Origin of the sequence: Desulfobacula sp., assembly GCF_030145145.1 — a bacterium.
In the GTDB taxonomy this organism is placed as follows: domain Bacteria; phylum Desulfobacterota; class Desulfobacteria; order Desulfobacterales; family Desulfobacteraceae; genus Desulfobacula.
In genome coordinates, this window is sequence record NZ_JAQYWD010000001.1 from 153,190 (window position 1) to 169,146 (window position 15,957).

Below are 15,957 nucleotides of genomic sequence, written 5' to 3' on the forward strand. Positions count from 1 at the left end.
TATTAAACAATTTGACTACACCAATTACATAAAGGTTATTTTTTTATAAAATTCAGTATCATGCATAAGAAAAATTATCAAGACATCCTTGCATTGGTTCAGACGCCGACTCGATATGTGGGCAATGAAATCAATACCGTTAAAAAAGATCTGTCCCAGGTGGCGTTAACATTTGCCCTGGTATTCCCGGACCTATATGAAATCGGCACCTCCCATTTCGGGCTGCAGATTCTCTATTCCATTTTAAACCGCCAGGAAAATATTGCAGCAGAACGGTTTTTTACGCCGGCCCCGGATATGGAGGCCTGTTTGCGGGAAAAAAACATTCCCTGCCTTTCCATGGAATCCCAAAAAGACCTGAAAAGTTTTGATATCATCGGCATCAGCCTTCTTTACGAGCTGAACTTTACCAATATTTTAACCCTGTTGAGCCTGTCGCAGATTCCCTTTTATGCCCGGGACCGGGACGAGCTGTTTCCCCTGGTTATTGGCGGCGGCCCCTGTGCCTTTAACCCCGAACCCCTGGCCGACTTTTTTGATGCGTTTGTGATCGGGGATGGTGAGCAGGTGGTGATTGAAATTTCAGACCAGGTTATTGCGTTTAAACAACAGGGGGATGGTCAAAAGAAAACCCTGCTCAGGCTTTTGTCAAAAATTGACGGGGTGTATGTACCGGCATTTTTCAGCCCCGCTTATGATGACCGGGGTATCCAGACCTTGACCCCCCTGTTTGAAGACTACCAGCGCGTCAAGCGCGCATTTTTACCCAGCCTTACCACGGATACCTTCCCCCTGTCGCCCATTGTTCCCTTTGGCAAACCGGTTCATGACCGGCTGCGGCTGGAGATTGCCCGGGGGTGTTCCCGGGGGTGCCGTTTCTGTCAGGCCGGCATGATATACCGACCGGTCAGGGAACGATCATTGGAAGACCTCATCGCCATCACCCGGGAATCATTAACCACAACCGGGTATTCCGAGCTCTCTTTGTTGTCCCTGAGCACAGGCGATTATTCGAACCTGTCGACATTGATGGACCGCCTGCTGGCGCTGGGCCAGGGACATTGCACCGCCATTTCTCTTCCCTCCATACGGGCGGAAAAATTGACGCCCCAATTAATGAAGATCATCAAAAAAGTCAGGAAAACCGGGTTTACCATTGCCCCGGAAGCCGGCTCTCAACGATTGAGAGACATGATCAATAAAAACCTGACAGAAGAGAGCATTGCCGCCACAGTGGAAAATGCATTTGACCTGGGTTGGAAAAAAATAAAGCTCTATTTCATGATGGGGCTTCCCTTTGAAACCCCGGCGGATATTGAGGCCATTTGTACCCTTTCAAAACGATTGGCATCTGCCTATGCCCGGGGCAAAAAAACCATTAATATCAGCGCAACCGGTTTTATTCCCAAAGCCCACACCCCGTTTCAACGGTGTGCCCAGATAACCCTTGAGGAGAGCCGGGAAAAATTGCAATATCTGAAAACTCACCTTCGGCATCCCCGGTTGAATCTCAAATGGCAAAGCCCGGAGATGAGCCTGATGGAAGGTGTTTTCGCCCGGGGGGACCGCAAATTGTCCCGGCTCCTGGTTTCGGCGTTTGAACGGGGGTGTCGCCTGGACGGGTGGACGGAGAAATTTAACTTTCCGTTGTGGCAGGCGGCCATGGAAGCCACAGGGATTGATCCTGCCTTTTATACCTCGCGTCATCGCAGTGATGACGAGGCGCTTCCCTGGGATATCATTGATTCAGGGGTGACTCCGGAATTTTTTAAAAAAGAATTTGAAAACGCCAAAGACGCCGCCCTTACGCCTGACTGCCGGGAGAACGACTGTACCGGATGCGGTGTGTGTGATTTTAAACAAATAAAGCCAATGCTGAATGACACCCTTGCGGACGTGACAACAGCAGACCCGCCCCTTGCGGATGCCCTGAAGACATTGCCGGATGATGCCTTTAAAAAATATGACCTCTCATTTTCAAAGCTGGGTGTTGCTCAATTTTTTGGCCACCTTGAACTGGCCACCATTGTTGAGCGGGCTGTGAAAAGAGCTGGGTTAAGGGCAAAATATTCCCAGGGATTCAATCCGTCCATGCGCCTTTCCTTTGAAAGTGCCCTGCCGGTGGGAATGGAAAGTGAAGAAGAACATCTGTTTATCTACCTGGAAAAAACCATGGCGCCTGAAACCATTGTTGATGCCATGAACAGGGCTCTTCCCCAGGGCCTTTTCATCACAGGGTGCAACCCCTTCAGCAAATTTCAGCGAAGAAATGACCTGACCGCCTATTACACGATCCGGTTGACAAAGGGGTGTTTTGAACCGGAAATGGTGAATTCGTTTTTGAAGTTATCAACGTTCCTGGTTGAAGACCGGAGTAAAAAGGGAAAAATACGCACAACAGATTTGCGAAAATCCGTTGAAAAAATATCTTTTGTTGATGTACAAACCATTGAAATGGTTTTAAAAAAATATAATGAAAGAACCATACGGCCCTTAGAAATATTGACAGCCTGTTTTAAGCTGGATGAAGATGTCATAAAAAAAGCCAAAATAAAAAAGAGAAAACAAGGATGACCCCCATGTTAAAAGAGCTTGTTGTGAATGCAGCGCCCCATGAAACACGCGTAGCACTTCTTGAAAATGGCACCATTGTAGAGGTTTTCATAGAACGGGAAGATGAAACATCCATTGCCGGAAATATTTATAACGGACGGGTGCAACGGGTTCTTCCGGGAATGCAGGCGGCATTCGTTGATATTGGGTTTGATCAGGCGGCGTTCATCTATGTGGATGATGTGCTGGATACCGCCAGTCATAAAACGTTTCAAAAATTTGAACAGGATGGGTATGGGGACACAGATACCGAATCGGCTGAACAGGAGAGTGAAGAAACGAACAGAACAGACAATCACGCGTCATGGAAAGCAGCCTTAAATCCGGAGTGCAATATTGAAGACCTGCTGACGGAAGGCCAGGAGATCATGGTTCAGGTGGCAAAATCCTCCATTGGCACCAAAGGTCCCAGGGTCACCACCCACATTTCCCTGGCAGGCCGGTATATGGTATTGATGCCCACTGTTGATCATATCGGTATCTCAAAAAGAATTGAAAAAGACGCTGAAAGAACCCGGTTAAAAGAGCTGTTACTCTCTATCCGGGAAAATAATTTTGGGTATATCTTCAGAACCCAGGCAGAGGGCATTGATGAAGCAACCATCAAAAAAGAGATCGATTTTTTAGGCAAAACCTGGGAGGCCATTTTGACAAAGCGCAAGACCGCCTCTGCCCCGTCTCTTGTCTATAAAGATCTTACGGTAACGTTCCGGGCGGTCAGGGATCTTTTGGCCAATGAGGCGGATAAGCTGATCATTGATTCAAAAGAAGATTATGAAAATGTCCAGAATTTTTTAAATAAACTGATGCCGGATGTGAAATTATCGGTGGAGCTGTACCAGGGAAAAGAATCGATTTTCGATGCCTTTAATATTGAAGGGGATGTGGCCCGGGCGTTAAAAAGGAAAGTGTGGCTCAAATCCGGTGGATATATTGTGATTGATCAAACCGAAGCCCTGGTGGCCATAGATGTGAATACCGGTCGATATGTGGGAAAGCATAATTTTGATGAGACCATCCTTAAAACAAACCTTGAGGCCGTCAAAGAGATTGCCTATCAGATACGGCTCCGGAATATCGGCGGGATCATTATCATTGATTTTATTGACATGAAAAAAGAACAGCACAAAGAAAAAGTCATGGCCCATATGAACGAAGCCATGAAAAAGGATAAGAGCCAGACCAATGTGCTGCCGTTAACCGAGCTTGGCCTTGTGCAGATGACCCGGAAAAGAATTCGGCGAAACCTGACCCGAACCCTTTGTGAACCCTGCTTTTATTGTAATGGCGATGGCCATCTCTTGTCGGGAAAATCCATATGCCATAAAATTTATCGGGATCTTGTCACAGAAGCCGGTGATATCATGGGCAATCGATTTACCGTAAAAGTGCACCCTGAAATTGCCCAATTGCTCCACGGAGGGGAAAAACATCTGATTTCATCCCTGGAAAAACAATTTTCAAAACCCATTGCCATATACCCGGAACCCCATTACCACATAGAGGAATACCATATCTTCGAGTCTCTGATAAAATAACGGATAGGATAAAATTGAATCAGGATCATTCTTGACAATTTTAAAAAAAAACGTTAAGGTCTTGTGTTTATGGTGGTTTGTAACAATAACGTTTAAACTATGGAATTTATGAGTAAGGATTGTTGATTTATGAAACGAACATTTCAACCCAGTAACAGGAAAAGAACCAGAAAGCACGGATTTCTTAAAAGAATGGCCACAACCGGTGGCAGACGGATCATTAACGCCAGAAGGGCAAAGGGAAGAAAAAAACTTACCGTTTAATAAAGGGATTTATTGAGTAATTTTTGTTTGCCAAAAAAGGTTAGGCTCCTGAAAAGAGCTCAATTTTTAACACTTTCGAAACAAGGGAAAAAAGTACATACAGCTTGCTTTTTAGCAATTGTAGGTAACGGAACAGCTCTAAACAATCGAATTGGCATTACAGTATCAAAAAAAGTAGGAAATGCAGTCGAGCGTAACAGGATAAAAAGAATTATTAGAGAATATTTCAGACACAATAAAGAAAATATTTCAGGACCAAATGATATCAGCATTATTGCAAAGAAAGGTCTGACTACGCTACCCAACAGGCAGATTATTGAGAAGCTTGATAAACTTTTTACAAAAATAGCAGCCGTGTAACCAATGAAAACGCTATTGTTAATAGGTATTAAATCTTATCAATATTTTATATCCCCTCTAACAGGGCGGAATTGTCGTTATTATCCGACCTGTTCGGCATATGCCCTTGAGGCGGTTGAAAAATACGGCAGCCTTAAAGGCACTACTCTTGCCGTAAAAAGAGTGCTGCGTTGTCATCCATTCCATGCAGGAGGATTTGATCCGGTCCCATAATTTATCCAAATGCCAGACTGTTTTTCCCTTCTATTTAAAGTGAAGTGCCGTCACAACTTATTTAAGGTTTAGGAGAGAAAATGGATGAACAAAAACGATTAATATTAGCTGTCGTGCTTTCTGTGGTAGTCCTTGTGGGGTATCAAACATTTTTTGTAAAGCCGCCGGATCCCAATAGTCTTCCCCAGGAAGTTCAAACCCGGAAATCAGATCAGCAAAAGGTTCAGGACGTTACGCCAAATGTGTCTGATTATCAAACCCAGCCAGGTGTCGTGCCTGAAGCGGTTACCCCCCGGAAAAAAGTGTATCGAACCATCTTGGTCACCACCCCGTTGTACCAGATTGCCATTTCCGAAGATGGCGCTGCTGTTAAAAGTTTTGAACTTAAAAATTATAAAGAAACAAACAAAAAAGACTCCCCGTTAAAACAATTGGTGCCGGAGCAGCTGGTATCCGGAACCTTGCTTCTTGACCTGGAAGGGCAATCCCTTCCCGGGTTAAAAAATGCCGTCTATACAGCCAACACCGAATCCATTGAAACCTCAGTTTTCCAGGGTGAGAAAACCATTGAATTTGTCTTTGCCTCCCCCCAGGGAATGGTGGTGAAAAAAAGGTTCACCTTTAAGGCTGACTCCTATCTGATTGATTGTGATATCGTTTTTCAAAATGGATCTGACCAGCCGTTCAATGATTCTCTCATGATCACCGCAACAGGGTTCTTTGATGAAGAAACCAAAAAGCAATCCAGATTTGCATTTGTTGGGCCCATGGCTTTTATTGACGATAAATTTAATGACATTGATCCGGATGACATTGAAGATCAGGACACCTTTCATGGAAAAATAGGGTGGACCGGGTATACGGAACAGTATTTTATGACGGTGGTCAAGCCCGAAAAAGAACCGGATGGGAAGGCGGTTGAGGATAAATTAAAGCTGTCCTTTGCCAATGACCGGGTCGGCGCCAGTTATGTCCGGAAAATGGATCGACTGGATCCGGGAAAACAGGGAAATTATGCCTTTACGTATTATATGGGCCCGAAAAGTCAACAAGTGCTGGGTCAATATGACAATACCCTTAAAGATGCCATTAATTTCGGATTTTTTAATGTGATCGCCAAGCCGCTGCTGATCACCATGAATATGATTCACCGGGTGATTCCCAACTATGGCGTGGCCATTATTCTGCTGACCATTTTAATTAAATTGATTTTCTGGCCCCTGGGGTCCAAAAGTTATAAATCAATGAACGAGATGAAAAAAGTTCAGCCGTTGATGATGGAAATTCGGGAAAAATATAAAAATGACAAACAACGGATGAACCAGGAAGTCATGGGGCTTTACAAAACGTATAAAGTCAACCCGGCAAGTGGTTGCCTGCCCTTGCTGGTTCAAATGCCGATTTTCTTCGCCCTTTACAGGATGCTCTACCAGGCCATTGAATTGCGGCATGCCCCCTTTGTCGGATGGATATCTGATTTATCTGCCCCGGACAGGCTGTTTGAGTTAAATTTTTCAATCCCAATGATGCAGGAACCCTATGGTATCCCCATGTTGACACTGTTAATGGGGGCCTCTTTTTTGTTACAGCAGAAAATGACGCCAACTGCAGGGGATCCCATGCAGGCGAAAATGATGATGTTGATGCCGATATTTATGACCGTGTTATTTATCAATTTTCCCGCAGGATTGGTTCTGTATATGTTTGTGAACAATATCATATCCATGGGACAGCAGTATTATATTCAAAAGAAATTATCGTAAGCAGGAGGTAACATGACACACACCCAGGAATTCAGAGGGAAAGATTTAGATCTTGCCATAAAAAATGCCTGTGCAGAATTAATGCTTTCCAAGAAAGAATTAAAATATAATGTGATTTCAGAAGGTTCTTCAGGTATCTTTGGCATTGTCGGCAGAAAAGATGCCAGAATTCGCGTTGTCCTTCCGGTTAAAGATACAGACACCTCCGCAGAAAAGGAGATGGAGGGGATCAGATCCTTTGTGGATGAAGCCTTTGGTGAAGATACCCGCCTCGAAGGAACCGAAGCAAAGGTCACTGAAGTTGAAACCGTGGCAGCTGAAAAGGCTGAAGTTGAGACGGCTGAAGTTGAGGTCACCCCGGGGGGTGATATGGCACCTGAGGTCACTGACTCCGGCACCCCTGAACATGAAGAACCCTTGAAGAAAGAATCCCCGTCCTATGAAACCCCCGAGCCGGTGGATGTGTCTGAAGCGTCCATTGCCATCGGCATTGAGGCGTTACAGAAAATGGCGGACTTGATAACCGATGATGCCACGGTAAGTGCGGTGACCGAGCAGGACAGACTGACCTTGAGGATCGAAGGTGGAAATGCGGGTATCCTGATCGGCAGAAAGGGGCAGACGCTGGATGCCATGCAGTTTCTTACCGACAAAATCATCAATCGGAAGAGTGATGCCAGGGTCAGGGTCAAGGTGGATATCGAAGGCTACATGGAAACCCGTAAATCCAATCTTCGGCACCTGGCGTATAAAATGGCGGACAAGGCCAAAAAGACGGGCCGCCCCGCCACCATCAACCAGATGAGCGCCCAGGACCGACGGATCGTTCATCTGGCCTTAAAAGATGATACCAATGTCAGGACCCAGAGCATGGGGGATGGGTATTATCGGCGGCTTGTGATCTTTCCCAAAAAGAAAAATACGTTCAGAGGAAAAAGACGGCTCAAAAGATAAGTCATCATGACGGATACAATTGCTGCAATAGCAACCCCCCCTGGAAGCGGTGGTATTGGCGTCATACGGATATCAGGCCCCCGGGCCTTTGATATTGCAGCCAGGCTTTTTTCAAAAACGAAACACGGGCCGCAAAAGGGCTCGCCATTTGAATCCCACAGGGTCTATCACGGATATATTTTTGGTAAAAATAAACAAGTGATAGACGAGGTGCTGCTGATTCCCATGAAAGGCCCGTCTTCCTATACGGCCGAGGACGTCGTGGAGATTCAGGCCCATTCGGGCACCATTGTCCTGCGCACCCTTTTAGAGGAGATCCTTTCCCAGGGGGCAAGGCTTTCGGAACCCGGAGAATTCACAAAACGCGCTTTTTTAAACCAGAGAATTGATTTGACCCAGGCCGAAGCAGTGGCCGATATCATCACGGCAAAATCAGCCAGTGCATTGAAATTCGCGGCATCCCAGAATCTGGGGGCATTGAAACGCCAGATCCAGGAATTAAGAGAAAAATTGATAGCGTTCTTATCCCTGCTGGAAGTCAGTATTGATTTTCCAGATGATGTGGACCCCTTTGAACCAGACCAGCAGTCAATGGACATGATTGCCGATGTACTGGAAACCTGCCGGGGATTTGTCCAGCAGCATGAGGATGCCTGTTTTTTAAAAGAGGGTATCCGGATCACCATCTGTGGGGCCCCCAATGTGGGAAAGTCAAGCCTGATGAACCGGCTGGTCCGGCAGGACCGGTCCATTGTTACGGCCATCCCGGGAACCACCCGGGATCCCATTGAAGAGGGACTGAACATTGAGGGGATACCCTTTGTCATAGCCGATACCGCAGGGATTCACCACACCGATGACCTGGTGGAGATCATTGGTATTGAAAAGGCCAAAGATCACATTATCGCATCAGATCTTGTTCTGTTCCTCAAAGAGCCGGGTACTGCTTTTTCAGACAAGGAATTTGAAACCGTGGTGCCCCTGGGAAAAAAAACCATTTTTGTGGTGAATAAAATTGATTTGTCTGACGGAGAACTGCCCCGCCTGCCAGAGAAGTATCAGCACATTCCACAAATGGCGATTTCAGCCCTTTTAAACAAAGGGATTCAACAATTAAAAGAAAAAATAGTCAGTATCAGTCTCGGCCAGCTGGATATGGAACGATCATCGGTCATTCCCAATTTGCGGCATAAACGGGCGCTGGAACAGACGATTGACAGCCTTGAAGCCGTGAAAAAAGGGCTAATAAGCAATCCGGTTGAGGAACTTCTGGCCATTGATATTAAAAATAGTATTGATTCTCTTGGAACAATTACAGGAGAAACCGCATCTTTAGATATATTGGACGCTATTTTCAGTAATTTTTGCATTGGCAAATAAAGCCTGACGGTAACCATAAAGATTTGATCCCAACGCATTCATCGTTAAAACAGGCGGGTTTCGGTGGGACTCGTAATAAAGGATAAACACTATGGCATTAGAGTTAAGAGAGCACTTTGTTAAGTATGAAGCATTGGTCCAGATGGTGGACGCAGTGTTTGACCGTGTTAAAAATGAATACCCCAAAGAAGTGTTCTGCAGGGAAAAATGCAGTGACTGTTGTTACGCACTTTTTGATTTGACACTCATTGAAGCCCTGTATTTGAAAGATAAATTTTTAACCGCCTTCAGCGGAAAAGAAAAAAACCACCTCATGGAAATCGCTGCCAAAACAGACCGGGTCCTGACGAAGATAAAACGCGACGCATACAAGGAAGTCAAAAACGGCACAGACCAATTGGAGGTGGTTGGGAAAATGTCCCAGGAAAGGGTCAGATGTCCCCTACTGGGAGAAGACAATCTCTGTGTGCTGTATGAAAACCGGCCCATTACCTGCCGGGTATATGGTATTCCCACTTCCACGGCCGGGGTCAGCCATATCTGCGGCCGGACAAATTTTGTCCAGGGACAGCCCTACCCGACACTGAATATGGATAAAATTTACACCCAGCTCCAGCTGCTGTCAGCGCAACTGGTCAAAGCGATCAACTCTGAAAATGTAAGAATGCATGAAATGTTGATTCCGGTTTCCATGGCCCTGACCATAGATTTTAGCGAAGACTACCTGGGAGTCAGAAAGAATGGATAAATTTAGCAAACAACAGATTGAAGCGCGGAAAAAAACCATTTTTGATGCCATGGGCAAAAGAGGCCAGAAGCAGATCCTTAAAAAAGGCTATGAAGACTGGAACCCGTTCGAGGAACCCAAAGATCCCATTGATATTCGAAAAGATAAAACCAAGCGTACCACCCAGGTTCTTATCCGGGAGTTCTTGAGCCAGGTCGATCATGAGGAATATTCCAATGCTTTTGCCCAGGGAGCCCTGGAAATGGGCCTGGGTATTATCAATGATGATGAAAAAATACGGGGTATGTTTGAGTTTGCATGCTGGTATGCAGAATTGTTAAGAAAAGAAGGGCATGATTCCCTTTGATATGGAAGCGGACAAAGCGGCTGTTTTAGAGATCCTTTATCAATCTGATGTTCGACTGACAGCCCAGGCCTATATCAAAGAAATCAAAGCAAAGGCTTCCGTTTCCGCTTCTGCCGCCAAAAAGATCGTCCGGCAGCTCATTGATGAACAGGAGCTGTCCTATCACTACCTTTACGGGTCCACCTATGTGGAAAAAAGTTTTTTAAAGCCGGTCCGGATCACGAAACGGTATGTTCTCACACCCCCGGGATTTCAGACGGCCACCACCCCTGCAGACATTGACATCCTTATTGCGCCGGGCATTTCTTTCGGGTCCGGACAACATCCCACCACCCGGCTGTGTCTTGAGGCCATGGAGGCATGTTTCCTGGAAAACCCCTTGGGTCACACCACCCCGGACCTGGCCGGTGCAGACATCGGCACCGGATCGGGGGTACTGGCCATTGCCATGTGCCGTTCCGGCCTTACCGCCTGCAGCGCCTATGAAATTGACCCGGTGTCCATTTGTGAGGCCGAAAGAAATATTGCCTTAAACCATCTGACCGGAAACATCACCCTGGTCGAAACCCCGTTTGAGGTTTGCCGGCGGCGATTCTCATTGATATGTGCCAATTTGAGATTTCCCACCCTGAAAGCCGTGTCGGATATGATCTGCTCAAGCCTGACCGATACCGGCATGGTCATCCTGTCCGGTGTTCGGGAATGGGAAAAGGATGCGCTCATCACGTGTTATTCAAAAAAAGGACTTGACCTGGTCTGGCAAAGAGATGAAAAAAAATGGTCCGGCTTTGTATTTGTAAAAAAAAGAGGGTAACTCATGTTCCATGAGAACCGCAGTCATTAAAATTTTTTTTCTGCTTTTTTTAAGCGTTTTTCTGTACGGGAATATTTATTTCTGGACCGATAAAAACGGGATCAAACAGTTTAGCAATATTTCACCGCCTTTGGATGAAGCGGTTGAAGAATTACCGGAAAGCCCCGGCGTTATCAACGAACGCATTGCCAGAGAAAATGACAATCAGATGTTCAGGGTATTAAAGATTTTTGATGGGGACACCATCCAGGTCTCCGGGCTTGATTTGACCTTCACCATAAGGCTTGTGGGAATTGATTCACCGGAAACAGGATTCAAGGGTCAAGCCAGCCAGCCCTTCAGTCAAAAAGCGAAACAATATCTGAAGCACCTGCTGGATACCCAAACCGTTCACCTTAAAAGTTACGGCACCGGGGGATATAACCGGCAATTGGCCGAAGTCTTTGTGGGGGAAAAAAATATAAATATAGAAATGCTCCGTGCCGGGTTGGCAGAGGTGTATAAAGGGACCCCGCCGAAACAGCTTGATTTGAAAGGCTATAGAACAGCAGAAGCATCGGCCCGGCGGGCGGAAAAGGGGATATGGAGCCAGGGCCGTTCCTATACGAGCCCGAAACAATGGCGCAAAGACCATCCAAGAAAATAATTTATAAGACATATTGACATGATTTTTTTTATAATTAATTTGAAAAAAAATACAGATGAAGCTGTGGAAATATACGGTCTTTTATTTGAGGTTAAGACATTAAGATCTGTTTTCATGGGAAGGTTAGACCCACGCTGCAAGACAATATTTCCGCCTTACCGGGGGCTACCCAAATTTTACAACAGAGGGATTTAATAACATAAAAATAATTAAAGGAGAAAAACGATGTCCTATAATAATTGTTTGGGGTGTGGTATTTTATTGTCTCCCAAGGTTTATGAATGTCCTGTTTGCGGATATGACAACAGTTTTGGTCAATATGATGATATTCTGATTGATGACGAATTCCTGAATGATTTCAATGATACGTTCAGCCCGGAAGAAGACCCTGGTTATTCTCTCAGTTGAAACAATTTGTTAACCCGGAGGGAGTGACAACATGACGTCATTGATGATAAATGACGTCATGTTGTTGCATTTTTATTTCAGGTCATCTTTAGAACGGAATATCATCATCCGGGATGGGTTGCTGGCCCCCGGTCATGCCCGGGTTTGCCGGGCCCTGGAAATTATTGCCGGATCCTGTGTTGGGTTTTTGATAGCCACCGCCACTCTGCTGGCCCCCGGAACCGCCCTGGTAACCATTACCGCCCTGCTGGCCTCCGGAGCTGCCGCCCTGATATCCACCGCCGCCCTGGGCATCCTGCCTGCTGCTAAGGAATTGAAAATTGCCTACCACGATTTCCGTGGTATAATGGGTTTGACCGTCTTTTTCATAGTTTCGGGTTTGAAGCCTGCCTTCAATGTAAACCTGGCTGCCTTTTGACAGGTATTTTTCAAGCGTTTCTGCTGGTTTTCCAAAGGCCACAACACGATGCCACTCGGTTTTTTCCTGTCGGTCCCCGGTGTTTTTGTCTGTCCATTGTTCACTTGTGGCAATGGAAAAGTTCACCACTGCCAGACCCTGTTGGGAATATCTGATTTCCGGATCTCTTCCTAATCTTCCAATCAGCATTACTTTATTAAGACCAGCCATTTATGTTCTCCTGTTTTGGATCATTTTTTAAGAGGGTTATTTTTAAAATATTTACCCGATTCAAAACCCGGTGTCAAAGGGATAATTTTTTTGATGGCTCCTGAGGGGGTTAACCGTTGACATGCATTGGATTTAAGTTTATGTTGCTATTTAGGTAGCAACATTATGGAGGAGAAAAGTGGAACCCTATTCCAGCTTAAAAGATCTTGGTTTTTCACAATACGAGGCCGCCTGTTATATGGCCCTTGTCAGCCATCATCCGGTGAACGGGTCCCAATTGAGTAAGATATCCGGGATTGCCAGATCAAGAATATATGATGTGTTGAGAAACCTGATTGCCAAAGGGTATGTCATGGACATCAATGGCGGACAGTATGCACCCCTGCCGTTTGATGAGTTGATCCGGCGGCTGAAAAGAAGCTTTGACAATAATATAGCGGCTTTTGAAGAGTTGATTGAAAAAGTATCCCAAACCGATGCTGTTGAATATGTATGGACCCTTACAGGGTATGAGACCGTCATGGAAAAAGCCATGGAAATGATCAAATCGGCAATGGTTGAGATTTATGTCAGATTGTTTCCCAAGGCCAACAGACACCTTGACCCATATTTAACCCATGCGGACAAACGCGGCGTAAAAATCAGATATGTTGCCATGGGCGAGATTGAAAAAAAATTTGATGTGCAGGTGCTGCACCCGGATCATGACCTATTGCAAAAGACCATTGGCGGCCGTTCGCTGGAAGTGATTGTCGATAAAAAAGAAGCCCTTGTGGGCATATTTGAAACCGGTAATGAAGAGAATTCCCCCATCAGCTGGACCAGAAACAAATGGTTTGTCCTGGCCAACCGGGACAGTCTTCGCCACGATTTTTATCATAGTTTTCTGGAAAAAATACTGGACCAAAATCAGGACCTCACAGACGAGGAACAAAGAATTTACAGGATCATAAAAGAGGATCATTAGGGGAGGTGTACCATGACATCAATGAGAAAAATCCATTCATTCAAAGGATTTTCCAGTGCGGCGGACAAGACCATTTTTAATCTGGAAGAAGACTATGGCGCCCACCACTATGAAAGAATTGATTTTGTTGTCAGGCAGGCAAAAGGATGCTGGCTGACCGATGAAAAAGGCAATCGATATCTGGATTGCCTGGCAGCGTATTCTGCGGCCAATTCGGGTCATCATCACCCGGCCATCACCCGGGCTGTCATGGATGCCCTGAAGGGGAATTATGCCTCGGTATTGTCCAATGTGGTGTATACGGATCCTTTGGGACTCTTTCTTTCCAGGGCAGCCCTGTTTGCCCCCCAGATGGCACCACGGTTTGGGGCTCACGGTAATAAGGTGCTGCCCAAAAACGGTGGGGTGGAATCCGTTGAAACAGCCATAAAAACCATGCGGTATTTTGGATTCAAGCACAAAGGGATTGAAGACGGACGGCAGGAGATCATTGTGTTTGATGGAAACTTCCATGGCAGGACTATTTCTGTGGTGTCTTTTTCATCCAGTAAAAAATACAAGCAAGGTTTTGGGCCCTTAACCCCCGGGTTTGTATCGGTACCCTTCGGCGACCTTGAACAGGTAAAAAAAGCCATTACTCCCCATACCTGCGGCATCCTCGTGGAGCCCATGCAAGGAGAAGGCGGCATGAACATCCCGCCTGACGGGTTTCTCAGAGGGCTTCGACGGCTGGCGGACGACCAGGACCTTCTCCTGATTTGTGATGAAATCCAGGTGGGCCTGGGAAGAACAGGAAAAAAATTTGCTTTTGAGCATGAAGGGATTGTTCCCGATGGGGTGATTCTTGGAAAAGCGCTGTCCGGTGGCCTGGTTCCCCTGTCAGTGTTTATCACCAATGCAAAGATTATGGATATGGTCTTTTCCAAGGGATCCGACGGATCGACGTTTGGGGGGTATCCCCTTGCCTGTGTGGCCGGGGTGGCTGCGTTAAAGGTGTTTGAAGATGAAAAACTGGCGGAGAAAGCCGCTGAAAAAGGGAAGCGACTCAAAGAAAAAATTGAACAGATTGCCAAAAAATCCGTCCATGTCAAAGCGGTCCGGGGCAAAGGGCTGTTTATCGGGATAGAAGTCAAAAGCGGTGATGCCAAGGTATTTTGCCGAAAGCTGTTCAAGCTCGGACTGATCGTCAATGACAGCCATGGGCACACCATCAGGATCTCTCCACCACTGATTATCAATGATCATGAAATGGCATTTATGCTGAAACAGCTGGAAGCGGTTCTGGTGGATTAAATCCCGGAAACCCCCAAGCGGATGAATCTCAGGCAGCTTGACCTATTGTCCGGGGACTATTGCATTTTTTTTATATGAAAATGCGACAGCAGAGCCCCCGAAGGGCGATCGGATCGCCCTTCGGGGGAGGCATAATACCATTTTCGTTATTCGTTGTGTCGGCAGGCCGACATGTGAATTATAATGAGAATTGCTAAAATTGGTAAATATGTCTTGACAACTTAACCAATTATATGTATTTTAGCCTCAAACACTATCGATTATTTTGAGGTTAACCATGCTCAACCCTAAGTCACCCCTTCCATTATATCATCAGCTGGCAGATATCCTTACTGAACAGATCCGGTCCGGGACCTATCAACCCGGGGATGTGATCCCCTCTGAAACGAGAATGGCCAGGCAGTTCCACATTGGCCGGCCAACGGTGCGCCAGGCCGTGGAGATTTTGGTCAGGAAAGGTCTTGTGGAGCGCAAAAGAGGGTCTGGAACCTTTGTGCGGACATTGAACCGTCAGGTGGATTTGTTTTCCCTGGCCGGTACCTCCCAGGCGTTTCTGACAAAGGGGATCAAGACCGTATCCAGGATCATAACCCCTGTTTCCGCCTTGGCCGTCCAGAAGGATAAAACGAATCCATTCAATGGGAAAACCGCTTTTTTTTTATCGCGACTCACCCTTGTCAAGGCAGACCCGGTTATATTAGAAACGTTTTATTTTCACCGGGAGGTCTTCCTGGGCCTGGATACAATGGATCTTGAAAATAAATCCCTTTCCCGGGTGGTATCGGATCACTATTATCTGAAACCGGAAAGTGCTCAGCAAATCTTTAAACTGGGGTTTTTATCCGACCATAAGGCCGGATTACTGGACCTGAATCCTGCAGACCCTGTCCTTGAAGTGGAACGGACCTTGAATTTCCCGGTTGCTGCCGGGGCGGTTTTTTCACGCATTTACTGCCGGACGGATACCTTTGCGTTTTCCCAGACCCTTAACCTTGAGATGACACAAGGCGGTTAACCATAAA

Annotated in this window: 17 protein-coding genes; 16 read left to right on the forward strand and 1 reads right to left on the reverse strand. The window is 46.1% G+C overall.

The window, feature by feature from the left end; genetic code table 11:
• Window positions 1–60: 60 nt before the first annotated feature.
• The 13 genes from Q1Q15_RS00685 (at window position 61) to Q1Q15_RS00745 (ending at window position 12,047) form a co-directional block, all read left to right on the forward strand.
• Window positions 61–2,574, forward strand: a complete 2,514-nt coding sequence (locus Q1Q15_RS00685; protein WP_300455212.1) for a TIGR03960 family B12-binding radical SAM protein — start codon at window positions 61–63, stop codon at window positions 2,572–2,574.
• A 5-nt stretch (window positions 2,575–2,579) separates the two neighbouring features.
• The gene (locus tag Q1Q15_RS00690; protein ID WP_300455215.1) at window positions 2,580–4,151 is read left to right on the forward strand and encodes an Rne/Rng family ribonuclease; all 1,572 of its coding nucleotides are present in this window, start codon (window positions 2,580–2,582) and stop codon (window positions 4,149–4,151) included.
• 129 nt (window positions 4,152–4,280) lie between these two features.
• Window positions 4,281–4,415 (forward strand): 50S ribosomal protein L34, encoded by a 135-nt coding sequence (rpmH, locus tag Q1Q15_RS00695; protein ID WP_300455218.1) that lies wholly within the window; start codon window positions 4,281–4,283, stop codon window positions 4,413–4,415.
• Window positions 4,416–4,427: 12 nt separating this feature from the next.
• On the forward strand, window positions 4,428–4,775 hold the full coding sequence (gene rnpA / locus Q1Q15_RS00700) for a ribonuclease P protein component (protein ID WP_300455223.1): 348 nt from the start codon (window positions 4,428–4,430) through the stop codon (window positions 4,773–4,775).
• Between the two features lie 3 nt (window positions 4,776–4,778).
• Entirely contained in the window at window positions 4,779–4,988 is a 210-nt protein-coding gene (gene yidD / locus Q1Q15_RS00705; protein WP_300455226.1) for a membrane protein insertion efficiency factor YidD, read from the forward strand.
• Between the two features lie 80 nt (window positions 4,989–5,068).
• Window positions 5,069–6,751: a membrane protein insertase YidC gene (gene yidC, locus Q1Q15_RS00710; protein ID WP_300455229.1), complete on the forward strand. Its 1,683-nt coding sequence runs from the start codon at window positions 5,069–5,071 to the stop codon at window positions 6,749–6,751.
• Window positions 6,752–6,763: 12 nt separating this feature from the next.
• On the forward strand, window positions 6,764–7,705 hold the full coding sequence (gene jag / locus Q1Q15_RS00715) for an RNA-binding cell elongation regulator Jag/EloR (protein ID WP_300455232.1): 942 nt from the start codon (window positions 6,764–6,766) through the stop codon (window positions 7,703–7,705).
• A gap of 6 nt (window positions 7,706–7,711) precedes the next feature.
• Window positions 7,712–9,085 (forward strand): tRNA uridine-5-carboxymethylaminomethyl(34) synthesis GTPase MnmE, encoded by a 1,374-nt coding sequence (gene mnmE / locus Q1Q15_RS00720; RefSeq protein WP_300455235.1) that lies wholly within the window; start codon window positions 7,712–7,714, stop codon window positions 9,083–9,085.
• 91 nt (window positions 9,086–9,176) lie between these two features.
• The gene (locus tag Q1Q15_RS00725) at window positions 9,177–9,833 is read left to right on the forward strand and encodes a YkgJ family cysteine cluster protein (RefSeq protein WP_300455238.1); all 657 of its coding nucleotides are present in this window, start codon (window positions 9,177–9,179) and stop codon (window positions 9,831–9,833) included.
• Entirely contained in the window at window positions 9,826–10,179 is a 354-nt protein-coding gene (locus tag Q1Q15_RS00730; protein ID WP_300455241.1) for a hypothetical protein, read from the forward strand. The genes Q1Q15_RS00725 and Q1Q15_RS00730 overlap by 8 nt, the downstream gene beginning before the upstream one ends.
• Window positions 10,166–10,993 carry a 50S ribosomal protein L11 methyltransferase gene (locus tag Q1Q15_RS00735; RefSeq protein ID WP_300455243.1) on the forward strand — a complete coding sequence of 276 codons (828 nt, stop codon included), beginning with the start codon at window positions 10,166–10,168 and terminating at the stop codon, window positions 10,991–10,993. The genes Q1Q15_RS00730 and Q1Q15_RS00735 overlap by 14 nt, the downstream gene beginning before the upstream one ends.
• Window positions 10,994–11,003: 10 nt before the next feature.
• A complete protein-coding gene (locus Q1Q15_RS00740; RefSeq protein ID WP_300455245.1) occupies window positions 11,004–11,639 on the forward strand; it encodes a thermonuclease family protein in 636 nt (211 codons plus the stop codon).
• Window positions 11,640–11,864: 225 nt separating this feature from the next.
• The gene (locus Q1Q15_RS00745; RefSeq protein ID WP_300455248.1) at window positions 11,865–12,047 is read left to right on the forward strand and encodes a hypothetical protein; all 183 of its coding nucleotides are present in this window, start codon (window positions 11,865–11,867) and stop codon (window positions 12,045–12,047) included.
• A gap of 88 nt (window positions 12,048–12,135) precedes the next feature.
• Here the strand turns inward: Q1Q15_RS00745 and ssb are convergent, their stop codons facing one another.
• Window positions 12,136–12,675 (reverse strand): single-stranded DNA-binding protein, encoded by a 540-nt coding sequence (gene ssb, locus Q1Q15_RS00750; protein WP_300455251.1) that lies wholly within the window; start codon window positions 12,673–12,675, stop codon window positions 12,136–12,138.
• Between the two features lie 178 nt (window positions 12,676–12,853).
• Here ssb and Q1Q15_RS00755 point away from each other — a divergent pair, with 178 nt between their 5' ends.
• The 3 genes from Q1Q15_RS00755 (at window position 12,854) to Q1Q15_RS00765 (ending at window position 15,950) form a co-directional block, all read left to right on the forward strand.
• Window positions 12,854–13,642 carry a helix-turn-helix domain-containing protein gene (locus Q1Q15_RS00755; protein WP_300455254.1) on the forward strand — a complete coding sequence of 263 codons (789 nt, stop codon included), beginning with the start codon at window positions 12,854–12,856 and terminating at the stop codon, window positions 13,640–13,642.
• A gap of 12 nt (window positions 13,643–13,654) precedes the next feature.
• Complete coding sequence (locus Q1Q15_RS00760) at window positions 13,655–14,935, forward strand: aspartate aminotransferase family protein (protein WP_300455258.1); 1,281 nt, start codon at window positions 13,655–13,657, stop codon at window positions 14,933–14,935.
• A 277-nt stretch (window positions 14,936–15,212) separates the two neighbouring features.
• On the forward strand, window positions 15,213–15,950 hold the full coding sequence (locus Q1Q15_RS00765; protein WP_300455261.1) for a GntR family transcriptional regulator: 738 nt from the start codon (window positions 15,213–15,215) through the stop codon (window positions 15,948–15,950).
• The last annotated feature ends 7 nt before the right edge of the window (window positions 15,951–15,957 follow it).